Origin of the sequence: Kribbella sp. NPDC023972 (assembly GCF_040639075.1) — a bacterium.
Lineage (GTDB): Bacteria > Actinomycetota > Actinomycetes > Propionibacteriales > Kribbellaceae > Kribbella.
Map to the genome: position 1 here is coordinate 73,090 of NZ_JBEZZH010000003.1, position 12,409 is coordinate 85,498.

The window sequence follows — 12,409 nt, forward strand, 5'->3', positions numbered from 1 at the left end:
GCCTGGAATCCGCCAGATCACTCATTCGGGGTACTCATCGCGACCGGCGACTCGACCAGGCGGCGATCTGGCTGCGGGTGGTGAAACCGAGCTTGGTCAGGATGTGCTGGACGTGGTTCTGCGCGGTCCGCTCCGAGAGCACCAGCCGCTCGGCGATCTGCCGGTTCGTCAGGCCTTCGGCGACCAGCGCCGCGACCTCGAGCTCGCGGGGGCTCAGGCCGTGCTCCTCGGAGCCGTTCAACCGGGCGACGAGGACGGCGGCCAGCTCCGAGTACGCCGCCATGCCGAGCGCGTCGACCAAGCGTGCCGCCTCGGTGGCCACCGGCCGGGCCCGATCGCGGTCGCCCGGGCGGTCCCGGGTGAACAGGGTCCAGGCCAGGTGATACTGCGCTTCGGCAACGAATCCTGCCGCGCCGGCGGTCTCGGCCAGCTCGACCGCCGTGGACAGATCGTTGACTGCGGCATCCAATCGGCCGAGCGCCGCCGCGGCCCGGCCGATCGCCAGCTCAGCCGGTCCCATGTACGCCACACCGTTGCCCACGGCATGCTCTCCGCGGAACGGTTGCAGCCGGTTCAGCAGCTCGGCGAGATCGTCGTAGCGGCCAAGCTCGCAGCAGGCCAGGGTCGCGTACACGTACGCCGGCAGCACGAAGAACGCGGGCAACGACCACGACTCGATCGGACCCGCCTGCCGGTATGTCGCCGCGGCCTGCTCGGGCGAGTTGGCACAGAGCAACAGACGCGCACGCGACAGCAGCGACATCGTGACGAACCGCGGCGGAGGTTCGAACGGTCGCTCGACGAACTGCCGCATCTCCTCGGTGACGCCGACGTGTCCGGCCAGGGCGATCTGCAGCGCGACGTACGCGCCGGTGGCCGGAGCCGGCTCGATCGGCCGCATCCGGTCGAACCCGCGCCGGGCGATCACGGCTGCTTCGGCGTAGCGGCCCCGAGCTTGGGCGATACAGGCGGCGATGCGGTCGTGATGCCAAGCGGCGACCGGGCCGCCGAGCCGGTCGACGGCGACCCGGAGGCGGGGGAGCTGCTCGGCCGCGGCGGCGAGGCGACCGCTCTCGATCAGGGCGTCGAGCCGCCAGATCTCGCCCCACATCTCGGCCCGCGGGTTGCTGGTGCGCTGGGCGAGTTCGAGCATCTCGGCCGCGAGTTCGAGCCGCTCGGCGCGACCCTCGGGACCAGGGCAGGCCTCCTGCCGAGCGCGCAGCGCGTCCGCAAGCGCCCGGTCGTCCTTCGAGGACCGAGCCAGGTCGAGGGCCTCCGAGCTGATCACGTCGAGCCGCGACTGTTCGCCGTCGTAGAACGCGAGATGGCTGCGCAGGGCCAGCAGTCGTGCGCGCAGCGCGGGATCGACGTCGCGGGCCAGCGCCTCTTCACACAATCGCTTCGCGGTCGCGTTGATCGCCGGATCGGGCACTGCTTCGAGCACCAGTGCTGCCTCGGCTGCCTGCTCCGGAGTCTGCGCCGCCGTGGCCGCGTGCACCGCCGCGCTGCAACACGCTCGCAGGTCCCCAGCCAGGTACGCCGCCTTGCCCAGGGCAATGGAAATGTCACAGCACTCCGCTGCGTCGAGCGGCCGGGTCGTCAGTGCCTGCCGATAAAGCCGCACACCCTCTTCATAAGCCAGCCGACGTACGGCGTCCTCGGCCGCGCGGACCATCCACCTCCGGGCGGTTTTGCCGTCGCCGTACTGGGCGAGGACCGCGTGATGACTGGCGATTGTGGCCGGCTGCTCCTCGGGATCGTTCTCCAGCGCCGCGGCGACGGCTCGATGGAGTGTCAGGCGCTCGGTGGCCGACAGGGACGCCTCGACGGCGTCCCGGGTGAGCGCGTGGACGAACCGGAAGTCCTCGACGCGGTCCACGAAACCCAGTTTCGTTGCCTCGTCCACCAAAGACAGGCAGTCGTCGACCGATCGCTGCAGTATCGCGGCAACTGTCCGGAGCCGGAAGTCTCGGCCGACGATGGCGGCGGCCTGCACGAAGCGGCGGCAGTCCTCCGAGGCACGGTCGAGCCGGGTGCTGACGATCTCCCGCACCGAGCGTGGCGGTGGCTGGCTGGGACGCCAGGAACCGTCGGCGATCGCTCGAGCGAGCTCTCGGACGAACAACGGGTTGCCGCCGGTGACCTGGTGGACCGTTGCCCCCAGCGCACGATCGGTGGTTGCCGTCGACAACTGTTCGGCGACCTCGGTCACGGCGAGGGGCTGTAGGTCGAGGCGCTCGGCTGTGGAGAGTTCACCGAGCCCGGTGGTGTCGCGGGCGGTGGCGAGGATCAGTACCGCCAGGTTGGCGAGTTGGCCGGCAAGGTGTCGCAGTACGAGCAGGGACGGTTCGTCACCGCGATGGATGTCGTCAAGGATGATGACCAGACCATGGTCGCCGGCTGCCCGTCGTACCTGGTCGGTGACTTCCTCGAAGAGCGTGAAGCGGTCGTCGCCGGTGAGCACCTGGTTCGCGTCCACGTCGAGGGATCGCAGTACCTGCCGCCAGGGCCAGTACGCGGGCGCGCCTTCGGTCTCGACGCATCTGCCCCAGGCGACGGCGGCTCCCTGGGCGAGGGCCAGGCCGGCGACTTCCTGTGCCAGCCGCGTCTTGCCGATCCCCGCCTCACCGGCGCACAGCACCAGTCGCCCGCGACCCGCGCGAGCATCCTCCACCCAACCCTGCAGCGCCTGCAGTTCCCCCCGGCGCCCCACCATCGCCATGGGCCAAGCATCACCCGCCGGACGGTCTGGCGAAAGCCCCGTCTGTCTGGCCGGCCAGGAAATCCTCCCAGCCGCGGGTGCCGACGTCCGCGCCGCTGAGCGTGAGGTTGCCGCCGGCGCGGTACACCTTGCCGGCCTCGCCCGGCACGCGGATCGGGATCGACAGTCGCCGCTTGCCGGTCGCATTCAGGTAGTCCTGAGCGAGCTCGCCCAGGGTGTAGACCTTCGGGCCGACCAGATCAGGTACGAGCCCGGCCGGCTCGCCCAGCGCCAACTCGACCAGCCGCTCGGCCACATCCCGTGCGTCCACCGGCTGAAACCGGAGCCCGCCGGGAACGGGCAGCACCGGCAACTTCGCCATCGCTCGCACAGTCTTCAACGCGAGGTCGTGGAACTGCGCCGCCCTCAGGACGGTCCACGGCACCGAGGACTCCCGTACGGCCTGCTCGGCGCCGAGCTTCGACCTGAAGTACGTCAACGGCAGCTGATCCACCGCGGTCACCGAGATGTGCACCAGATGCTTCACTCCGGCCCGCTCGGCCGCTTGCACCAGATTCCGCGTCCCGATTTCGTCGCCCTTGGGCCCGCCCGCCAGATGCACGACCACGTCGACACCCGCCAACGCAGCGTCGATCCCGTCACCCTGCAGCAGGTCCGCAGCGACGTACTCGATCCCGTCAGCTTGCGCCCGCGCGTGCCGGCTCAGCACCCGCACCTTCCATCCCGCAGCCTGGACCAATGGCACGACCTGCCGCCCCAACGTCCCGGTCCCACCGGTCACCAACATCGTCCCCACAGCAGCCTCCATTCGTCAGGAAGACCCAACTCCCGGGCCCTCACCCTCCTGACGAACCCCAGCCGGGCAGTGTGACCCACTCGGTGCACTCTGGAGAAATGTCGAGTCGAATGGGGTGGGTCCGACGTCTCCTGCGTAGTGACTCAAGCTCTGGAGGTTCTTGTGAAGTACGTGATTCTGATCCACTCCAATCCGCAGCCGTGGGGACATCCGACCGTGGACTACACCGAGGTGGGGCGGGGGATTCCGGACGAGGAGCGAAAGCGGATGTACGCGGAGTTCGACGCCTTGCTGGCCGAGCTCAAGGCGTCGGGGGAGTTCGTGACCGCGGAAGCGCTCGGGGACCCGGCCTCGTCGACCGTGTACCGGTGGGAGGGGAAGCGGCCGGTCAGCACGGACGGTCCCTATGCCGAGGCGAAGGAACACCTGGCGGGGTTCTTCCTTTTCGACTTCGCGAGCCGCGAGCGGGCCGAGGAGATCGCGGCCAAGTTCGCGGGTCCCGGTGACGTGGTGGAGTTACGCTCAGTGATGTGACTGTCGCCCCTCAGTTGACGTGATGTACGCCGTACCGCCGGTGCGGAACTTCTCCTACTCTGAAGCAACTTACCGAGAGTCAGGAGCACCGACTGTGACGACCGTCGTCCTGATGGGACCGCCGGGGGCCGGCAAGGGAACCCATGCCGAGCTGCTCGCCGGGCGTCTCGGCGTACCCGTCATCTCGACCGGCGACATCTTCCGTGCCCAGGTCGCCGCGGGGACCGACCTGGGCCGGACCGCGCAGCGGTACCTGGACGCTGGTGAGTACGTCCCGGACGAGGTCACCAACGCGATGGTCCGTGAGCGCCTGGATGCCGGTGACTGCCGTCCAGGCTTCCTGCTCGACGGCTATCCACGCACGCTCGACCAGGCCGCCGTACTGGACGAGGTCTTGGCGGCACAGGCCCGCAGTCTCGTCGCGGTCGTCGTCCTGCAGGTGGATCAGGAAGCCCTGGTACAGCGCCTGCTCCGCCGGGCCGAGATCGAACACCGCTCGGACGACACCGAGGAGGTGATCCGGCGCCGGCTGGAGGTGTACGCCGAGCAGACCGTCCCGCTGATCAGCCTGTACGGCGGCCGCGGCCTGCTGCGCGAGGTCGACGGCAACGGCGAGATCTCCGAGGTTCGTGAACGGGTCCTTCACGTCGCCTGCGCTTTGACTCCGGCTGAGTGATCTCTGGCCCGGATGACATCGCGGCGTACTGCCGGGAAGGTCCAGTGGGCCGGTGTCAGTTGTGCCAGACGGGTGCGACAGATTTGCGGTAGTTGCGGCCGAAGATGCCGGTGATCACGGTGAAGACCGGCTTGGGGATGCCGCTGGTGATGGCGGCCATTTCGTCCGGGCCGGCGCCGTCGGTGACCCAGGCGAAGAACGTGCCGCCCTCCGACGGGCCGACCTTGGCGAACTGCCTGCCCATCGCCTTCATCGAGGCCGAGTCCTTGTTCTCCAGGTACACCGGCTCGATCTCGGCCTCCTCGTGATCCATGTGCTGCACGGTCACCCGTTGCAGCTCCTGCATCGCCGCCAGTGCGGCCGCCGCGTCCTCGGCGCTCGCCGTACGGCGCAAGGACGCCATCGTGCTGCGGGCCGCGGACAAAGCGGCCGCCATCGTGTCGTGCTCGGAGTCCATCTGGGTCAGCAGTTCGTGGCTCACGCCGACCGACTCCAACGCCGGCCAGGCGATGTCGTGCTCACCCTCGTGGTGACGCGTCAGTTGCGTGTCGAAGTTGTCCCAGGCCGTCCCGAGTTGCTCGGCCCGCTGCCGATCCCCCGCGGGGAACGCGCCCAAGGCATCGACGAACCGCCGCAGATCCCGGCGGAACGCTGCGTGAATCGCTTTGTTCATGCTCATTTCCACCATAAATCCGGAGTGTAGGCTGAATTCCGACAATTCGGAGAGAACATGGCCGTCGAATTTCATGGCACCGTGCGCCGATGGCGTGACGACAAACCGGGCGGGCTGGCGGTTGTCGACGTACCGGCCGAATTCGTAGCGGAACTGGGCGGACGCAAGCAGCGACGGGTGAGCGGGACGCTGAACGGCGCGGATTTCACCGCGAGCACCATGCTGGTGGCCGGCGGCGGATTCTGTGTCGGCGTCAGCAAAACCGCGCTGAAATCCGCGGAGGCCGCGGTCGGTGACGAGGTCGAGGTCGTCCTGCAGCCCTGATCCAGCACCTGGTTGCAACAGGCGACCGGAGCCGGGCAGTGGGAACATCCGGTGCGCGCGCGTGGTTGAGCAGAGCGTGCATGGTGAATACAAGGTTCCTGGCGGGAAGCTGGTTGTCGCGGATCTCGAGGTCTTCGACGAGCAGGTGCGGCGAGCGCAGATCAGCGGCGACTTCTTTCTGGAGCCCGACGACGCGCTGGAGCGGATCAACGGAGCACTCTCCGGATTGCCCGTCACGACTCCGGCGGCTCAAGTGGCTGCCCGGGTGCGCGGCGTACTGGGGGACGGCGTCGAGATGGTCGGGTTCTCACCGGAGGCCGTGGCGGTCGCCGTACGGCGTGCGCTGAGTGGCGCGACCGGCTGGCACGATCACCAGTGGGAGTTCGTGCACGACGTACCGCGGGAGCCCGCGCTCCAGATGGCGCTCGACGAGGTGCTGACCGAACAGGTCGGTTCCGGTGAGCGGCCGCCCACCCTCCGCGTCTGGGAATGGGCGTCGAACGCGGTCATCATCGGCAGCTTCCAATCGCTGAGCAACGAGGTCGACCTGGCCGGAGCCGCCAAGCACGACGTGACAGTGGTACGCCGGATCAGCGGCGGCGGAGCCATGTTCGTCGAGCCGGGGAACACGATCACGTACTCGCTGTACGTTCCCGAGTCGCTGGTGTCCGGGCTGTCGTTCGTCGAGTCGTACGCGTTCCTGGACGACTGGGTGATCGGGGCGCTGAACGAACTCGGCATCGCGGCGACCTACCAGCCGATCAACGACATCACCTCACCGGCCGGCAAGATCGCGGGCGCCGCCCAGAAACGGCTGGCCGGCGGCGCCGTACTGCATCACGTCACGATGGCCTACGACATGGACGCCGCGAAGATGCTCGAGGTGCTGCGGATCGGCCGGGAGAAGCTGTCCGACAAGGGCACCACCAGCGCCAACAAACGCGTCGACCCGCTGCGCAGCCAGACCGGCCTCGACCGCACCGAGGTGATCGACCGGATGATCGCCTCCTTCGCCAACCGCTACGGCCTCAAACCCGGCACCATCGACCCCGCGACCGTCGAGCTGGCCGAGGACCGCGTGCAGACCAAGTTCGCCACCGAGGACTGGCTCACCCGAGTTCCGTGATCGGACAGCTTCACCCGGGCTGCGTGTGATCGGTACGGTGTTGCCGCTCACCCGGGCTCCGTGATCGGTACGGCGTTGCCGCTCACCCAGGCTCAGTGATCGGTACGGCGTTGCCGCTCACTCGGATCCTGTTGTCGCCGGCTCGTAGCTCTACCTGGATCAGGCTCGGCCGGCCCAGGTCGTAGCCCTGGTGGAGCGTCAGTGTGACCGGCGCCTGGACGATGCCGAGCTCACGCAGATACGCCCCGAACGCGGCGGCGGCCGCTCCGGTGGCCGGATCCTCGACCACTCCGCCGACCGGGAACGGGTCGCGGACATGGAACGTGGTCGCGGACTCGCGCCAGACGAGCTGCAGGGTGGTCAGGTCGCGATGGAGCATGTATGCCAGCAGCCGGTGGAAGTCGTAGTCGAGCTCGGCGAGTCGTTGCCGGGTCGCCGTACTCACGACCAGATGGCGTGCTCCGGCGTACGCGATGGCCGCCGGTAAGGCCGGATCGAGCTGCTCAGCGTGCCAGCCGAGGATGTCCAGCACCTCGCTGACGTCGCCGACCCTCTCGACGTACGGCTCGACGCTCGTCAGCGTCGCCCGCAGCTCGTCGTCCACCGCGACAGGCACGATCCCGGCCGGAGTCGAGAACACCAGCTCGCCCCGGCCGATCCGCTCCGCCAGCGCCACCGCGGTGGCCACAGTCGCGTGACCACAGAACGGGACTTCCGCCTTGGGTGAGAAGTACCTGACCTGATGTACGCCGTCCGATTCGCCGGTCACGAAGGCCGTCTCGGAGTAGCCGACCTCGATGGCGATCGTCTGCATCGCGGCGTCGTCCAGCCCGCTGGCGTCGAGTACGACGCCCGCCGGATTTCCGCCCGACGGGTCGGTGGTGAAGGCGGCGTAGCGGAGGATCTCGGTCATCGGCGGCTCACAGTGATGTGGGTGACGGCGGGGGAGCTGACCATCTCGGTGACCTGGTAGTTGCCCAGGGCATCGGCGACGTTGTCGAAGAGGCGTTCGCCGGCACCGGCGAGGAGTGGGGCGACCACGATACAGAGCTCGTCGATCAGGCCGGCCCGCAGATACTGCTGGACCGTCGAGGCGCCGCCCGCGATCACCACGTCTCGGCCGTTGGCCGCGCTCATCGCCCGCTCGAGCACGACCTCGACCGGCTCGTCGGTGAAGTGGAACGTCGTACCGCCCTCCATCGGGAGCGACGCTCGCGGGTGATGCGTGCGGACGAACACGTCGTGGTGGTACGGCGGGTTGTCGCCCCACCAGCCCGTCCAGGAATCGTCCTGCCACGGACCGCGGACCGGGCCGAACATGTTCCGGCCCATGATCGTCGCGCCGACCCCCTCCTCCCAGCGGCCGACCCGGTCGGCGTCGATACCGGGCCGGCCGGCCGCCTTGTCCTCCTGGGCGGCGAACATCCAGTCGTGCAGCCCGTCCACGCCGTCCCCGAACGGCGCCTCCAGCCGCTGGTTCACCCCGGCGCTGAACCCGTCCAGCGTGATGGTGAAGTTGTGGACCCGAACCTTGGCCATGACAGTCTCCTCAGGTTGTGCCTTCGACCCATGGTCGGAGCCGTCCCTCGGGTCTTGACACGGTTAGGCCGTCCAATCCAGCTGCGGTTCGGGAATGCTCAGCTCACGCCCGAACGCCTGCGCTTCCGCCCGGGCCGCGGCGTCACCGCGCGGGTACCGGAACACCCGTCCCGGGAACACGACAAAGATCTCCTTGTCGTCGTGGAAGTCTGCGTACCACCCCGGCGAGTCCAGCGCTCCCGACAACTCCTGCGCCAGCGCCTCGGCCTGCGAGTCCTCCACCTCGAACTCCAGCACCGACCACACCGGCGGCTGGTCGGTGGTCGCCGTGCTCACGTCGTACCGGCTGATCTTCCGCACCACGATCGGGATCCGCGACAACTCCGTCCCGATCTTCAGGCTCTCCAGGATCACAACACCCTCGTACACCCGGTCTCCTCTCGTCACGCCCGAGGCTAGAACGCGGCGCCGACACTTGGCCTCGATCCACGGATCGACGCTTACTGTGGGTCCGTGGAGCTCGGGTATGTGATCTTGTACGTCGAGGACCTCGACGCCTCGGTGGAGTTCTACCGCGACGTGATCGGGCTGCCGTACAAGTTCACCGACGCGGGGTATGCCGAGTTCGGCACGGACGGGACGCGGTTCGCGTTGTACGAGCGCCGGCGGGCGGAGTGGTTGACCGGGCGGACGGTCACGCCGGGTCCGGCCGCGGAGATCGTGTTGATCGTCGAGGACGTGGACGCCTGCGCCGAGCGCCTCACGGCTCTCGGCGTGGCAGTGCTCAGCGGACCGGCGGACCGTCCGTGGGGACACCGGACGGTGCATGTCGCGGATCCCGATGGATTCGTTGTCGAGTTCGCCCAGGAGATCCCGCGGCAGCGCGGGCGTCGTCTATGAGACCTCAGCGGTGCCGGTTGTAGTGCTGGTGCTGCCAGCGGTGGCGGTGAGCTCCGCTGAACAGGGCGATCCAGAACAAGCCCCACAGCAGCCAGGGCGCGGTCAGCGCGATCGACGTGATGACGAGACTGATCATCAGCACCGGTGCCAGCATCATGAACGGCGGCGGACCTTGGCGTCGCCGGGCCCGGACCGGACGCGGCGACCACGGACCTTGAGCGAGTTGCAGCTCGGCCGGATCCGGGAGGTCGTCGAACAGCGGCGCCAGGTCGTCGACGTACCGGGCCCGGGTCGCCTGCTCGCTGCGCTCCTCGAACTCGTCCTGGGTCAGCCGGCCGGCGACGAAGTGGTCGCTGAGCAGGGCCACGGCCTGATCGCGTTCGGCATCGCCGACCCGGACCGGGCCGTGGCGCTGGGGAACCGACGAGCTCATGACCGGTCCTGCCGCTCGTCGTCGTCGGCCAGGATGCCGTACAGCTTGCGCCGCAGCTCCGCCAGTGCGTCCTTCGCCCGCGCCTGCTGCTCCGGCGTACCGGTCGCGAGAATCTGCCACATCGCCGTCGCGACCTGCCCGAGCAGCGGTTTCAGCCCGTTCTCGTCGTCATCGGCCGGTGCGCTCATCGCCTCCCAGGGCGATCGCACCTCGTCGGCGTGCGCGGCGACGTACGCGCGTCCCTCGTCGGTCAGCGTGAAGGTACGGCGGCCGACCGCGGCGTCGGCGGTGACGAGGCCCTCGTCCTCGAGTTGCTGCAGGGTCGGGTAGATCGAGCCGGGGCTTGGCTTCCACACCCCGCCGCTGCGCTCGGCGATCTCCTGGATGATCTGGTAGCCGTTCATCGGCTGCTCGGCCAGTACGGCGAGGATCGCGGCGCGGACGTCACCACGCCGGGCCTTCGGTCCGCGCCAGCGCGGCGGCGGCCCCCACGGCGGCCCGAACATCTGCCCGCCGAACATTCCCCACTGGGCCCCGAACGGGTGATGCCCGTGGTGGGTCTTGCGGCCGGTCATCGCGGCGCGCAACTCGTCCTTGATGTCTTCGAAGGCTGAACAGTGCCGCGCGATGTGCTGCCAGGGCCACCCCGCGGTGTACGTCGATCCGGTCATCCCGACCACCGTCCCTCAGGAGAGAATGCGATACGTCGACGATATATCGCGAACCATCGCAACCCAAGGGTGCTTTCGACGTCGTTTCAGCCGGCGAACTGGAGGTCGTCGGCGGTTGCCACCAGCACGACGGAGCTGCCTTCGACGGCTACTTGGGTGAGGGAGGCGCCGAACGGGAGCTTGGGCAGGGTGATGCCTTGAGCGAGCAGGGAACGCACGGCGTTGCGGAGCGCCGACGGGACCGAGTCGGAGAGTTCGTCGACCGCCAGGACGATGCGTCCCTTCTCCACCTTCGGGCTGATCGTGGCGTCGACGTCGGTACCGCGCACCGGTAGCCGCGCGTGCAGCTTGCCCTCCACGACGCGCAGGGTCAGGTCGTCCACTCCGGTCGCCCGCGCGGCGAGTTTGGTCAGCTCGGCCGGGGACAACCGGAGTCGCATATCCGTCGAGTCGATGGTGACCGTGGCACCGGAACCGCCCGTCAGCAAGGCGCGCGGCACGTGCACCCCGGTCATCGTCACGGTGAGGTCCTCGGCCGGGACGGACGAGAACGTCGGCTGCTGCATGGTGAGCGTGACCGAGGAGAACTCTTCCTTCACCACCTGCGGCAGGAACCCGAACCCCCCGATTTCCACGTCCGTCTTCGCGGCGTGTACGTCGTACTGCGCCGCCTCATCCGCAGCCATGGTTGCCAGCCGATCCTCGGCAACCCAGGCGGCCGCTCGATCGGCACCCACCGCGAGACAGCCCAGGATCACGACGGTGACAATCAAGCGCCGCAACCAGCGGCGCGGTCTCCTCGAACTCATTCCAGCCCTTCCCGGCATCGGCGGACCAGAAGGTCCCGGCTCCCCGTCGATCCGGACAGCCTAGGGCAGCCTGCCAAAACCCTTACCGCAAGCCTTCAGTGGCCGCCGCCGGCAGAGCAGCAGCTGTCGTCGGTGCTCATGTGTGTGCGGGTGCGCGGAGGGCGTCGATGGTTTCCTGGAGGGCTTCATCGGCCGAAGTGGGTTTGAGGCCGAAGGCAACGATTGCGGGGGTCGAGTCGACGACGAAGGGGCGTTGCCACTGGTACTGCGTCTCGACCATCTCGCGGGCGGCAGGGTTGAAGAGTCCGGCGAGTCGCAGCGCGAACCCCGGCATCTTGGCGATCCGAGCGGCCGGCGCTCCCGCGAGCTCAGCGGCGCGGGCGGCCAGTTCACGCATCGACAGTGGCGGGGGAGTGGGAACGTGCCACGGTCGCCCCCACGCCGTCTCGTCGCCCGCGACCGCGATCAGGGTACGGGCGACATCGCCGACGTACGTCCAACTGTGCGGCGCATCCAGGTCCGCCGGCGCGGTGCCGCGACCGCCGGCGATCACTTTGGGCAGCACCATGACGCTGAATGGCGAGACGGTATGCGCGCCCAGGTAGTCCGATCCGCGGACTTCGGCGGTGCGGATCCGGCCGGCTTCGTGTGCGGCCAACGCTTCGGTCCACAGCTTGGCGCGCACCTCGCCCTTCACCGAGTTCGGCCGGAGGGGCGTCTCCTCGGTCATCGGGCCGTCCACTTCGCCGTACCCATAGAGGTTGCCGGTGGTCACGAGCACGGCTCCGCTGACCTCGGCGGCCCGCATCAACGCGGCTCCCAGCGGCGGCCAGTCGGTCGGCCATCGGTGGTACGCCGGCCCTGCGCACGAGTACAAGGCGGCAGCGCCCGAGCAGAGTCGCGTCAACTCCTCCCCGTTGGCCGCATCCGCCGCGATGCACTCGATCGCACCCGTCTCACTCTGGCTTTGGCTCTGGCTCGGGACTGGCTGGGGGCTGCTGCCGGAGCGGGTGACGAGGCGGACCTGCTCGCCTTGGGCGGCGAGCAGGCGGGCGGTGGCTGATCCGACCGGGCCGGCTCCGACGACGACGTGCAGGGACATGGCGGGTAACCCTTCTGAGGCCTGGAGTGAGAACAGTGTTCTCGAATAAGTTCACTGTATGCAGATCGCCGATCCGCGTCAAGAACACCGTTCTCGGGCCGTTC

Annotated in this window: 15 protein-coding genes; 5 read left to right on the forward strand and 10 right to left on the reverse strand. The window is 68.8% G+C overall.

Translation table 11 applies throughout. The features are described 5' to 3' along the window. Positions 1-34: 34 nt before the first annotated feature. Positions 35-2,722 (reverse strand): AAA family ATPase, encoded by a 2,688-nt coding sequence (locus AB0F43_RS13335; RefSeq protein ID WP_360474739.1) that lies wholly within the window; start codon positions 2,720-2,722, stop codon positions 35-37. Between the two features lie 10 nt (positions 2,723-2,732). After that, entirely contained in the window at positions 2,733-3,509 is a 777-nt protein-coding gene (locus AB0F43_RS13340; RefSeq protein WP_360476778.1) for an NAD(P)H-binding protein, read from the reverse strand. A 171-nt stretch (positions 3,510-3,680) separates the two neighbouring features. On the opposite strand from AB0F43_RS13340, the gene AB0F43_RS13345 reads away from it, so the two are divergent. Both AB0F43_RS13345 and AB0F43_RS13350 read left to right on the forward strand, forming a co-directional pair. Next, positions 3,681-4,052 (forward strand): YciI family protein, encoded by a 372-nt coding sequence (locus tag AB0F43_RS13345; RefSeq protein ID WP_360474742.1) that lies wholly within the window; start codon positions 3,681-3,683, stop codon positions 4,050-4,052. A 94-nt stretch (positions 4,053-4,146) separates the two neighbouring features. Continuing rightward, the gene (locus AB0F43_RS13350; protein WP_360474745.1) at positions 4,147-4,728 is read left to right on the forward strand and encodes an adenylate kinase; all 582 of its coding nucleotides are present in this window, start codon (positions 4,147-4,149) and stop codon (positions 4,726-4,728) included. 55 nt (positions 4,729-4,783) lie between these two features. Here the strand turns inward: AB0F43_RS13350 and AB0F43_RS13355 are convergent, their stop codons facing one another. Beyond that, the gene (locus AB0F43_RS13355; RefSeq protein ID WP_360474748.1) at positions 4,784-5,401 is read right to left on the reverse strand and encodes a hemerythrin domain-containing protein; all 618 of its coding nucleotides are present in this window, start codon (positions 5,399-5,401) and stop codon (positions 4,784-4,786) included. Positions 5,402-5,458: 57 nt separating this feature from the next. Here AB0F43_RS13355 and AB0F43_RS13360 point away from each other — a divergent pair, with 57 nt between their 5' ends. Next, entirely contained in the window at positions 5,459-5,725 is a 267-nt protein-coding gene (locus AB0F43_RS13360; protein WP_360474751.1) for a DUF1905 domain-containing protein, read from the forward strand. A gap of 61 nt (positions 5,726-5,786) precedes the next feature. Beyond that, the gene (locus tag AB0F43_RS13365; RefSeq protein ID WP_360474754.1) at positions 5,787-6,851 is read left to right on the forward strand and encodes a biotin/lipoate A/B protein ligase family protein; all 1,065 of its coding nucleotides are present in this window, start codon (positions 5,787-5,789) and stop codon (positions 6,849-6,851) included. Positions 6,852-6,933: 82 nt separating this feature from the next. Here the strand turns inward: AB0F43_RS13365 and AB0F43_RS13370 are convergent, their stop codons facing one another. The 3 genes from AB0F43_RS13370 to AB0F43_RS13380 all read right to left on the reverse strand — a co-directional run bounded on the left by AB0F43_RS13370 (position 6,934) and on the right by AB0F43_RS13380 (position 8,819). Continuing rightward, the gene (locus AB0F43_RS13370) at positions 6,934-7,764 is read right to left on the reverse strand and encodes a PhzF family phenazine biosynthesis isomerase (protein WP_360474756.1); all 831 of its coding nucleotides are present in this window, start codon (positions 7,762-7,764) and stop codon (positions 6,934-6,936) included. Continuing rightward, entirely contained in the window at positions 7,761-8,390 is a 630-nt protein-coding gene (locus tag AB0F43_RS13375; RefSeq protein ID WP_360474759.1) for a dihydrofolate reductase family protein, read from the reverse strand. Before AB0F43_RS13375 ends, AB0F43_RS13370 begins: the two co-directional genes overlap by 4 nt. Positions 8,391-8,453: 63 nt before the next feature. Next, positions 8,454-8,819 carry a hypothetical protein gene (locus AB0F43_RS13380; protein WP_360474762.1) on the reverse strand — a complete coding sequence of 122 codons (366 nt, stop codon included), beginning with the start codon at positions 8,817-8,819 and terminating at the stop codon, positions 8,454-8,456. Positions 8,820-8,903: 84 nt separating this feature from the next. Between AB0F43_RS13380 and AB0F43_RS13385 the strand changes: the two genes are divergently transcribed. Beyond that, a complete protein-coding gene (locus tag AB0F43_RS13385; RefSeq protein ID WP_360474765.1) occupies positions 8,904-9,290 on the forward strand; it encodes a VOC family protein in 387 nt (128 codons plus the stop codon). Positions 9,291-9,294: 4 nt separating this feature from the next. Here AB0F43_RS13385 and AB0F43_RS13390 read toward each other — a convergent pair whose 3' ends face one another. From AB0F43_RS13390 to AB0F43_RS13405, 4 genes are all read right to left on the reverse strand, one after another. Then, a complete protein-coding gene (locus AB0F43_RS13390) occupies positions 9,295-9,723 on the reverse strand; it encodes a DUF1707 domain-containing protein (protein ID WP_360474768.1) in 429 nt (142 codons plus the stop codon). After that, the gene (locus AB0F43_RS13395; RefSeq protein WP_360474771.1) at positions 9,720-10,394 is read right to left on the reverse strand and encodes a PadR family transcriptional regulator; all 675 of its coding nucleotides are present in this window, start codon (positions 10,392-10,394) and stop codon (positions 9,720-9,722) included. The genes AB0F43_RS13390 and AB0F43_RS13395 overlap by 4 nt, the downstream gene beginning before the upstream one ends. Positions 10,395-10,480: 86 nt before the next feature. Continuing rightward, positions 10,481-11,176, reverse strand: coding sequence for a DUF2993 domain-containing protein (locus tag AB0F43_RS13400; protein ID WP_360474773.1), 696 nt, complete (start codon positions 11,174-11,176; stop codon positions 10,481-10,483). 163 nt (positions 11,177-11,339) lie between these two features. Further along, positions 11,340-12,305, reverse strand: a complete 966-nt coding sequence (locus AB0F43_RS13405) for an NAD-dependent epimerase/dehydratase family protein (protein ID WP_360474776.1) — start codon at positions 12,303-12,305, stop codon at positions 11,340-11,342. Positions 12,306-12,409: the final 104 nt, after the last annotated feature.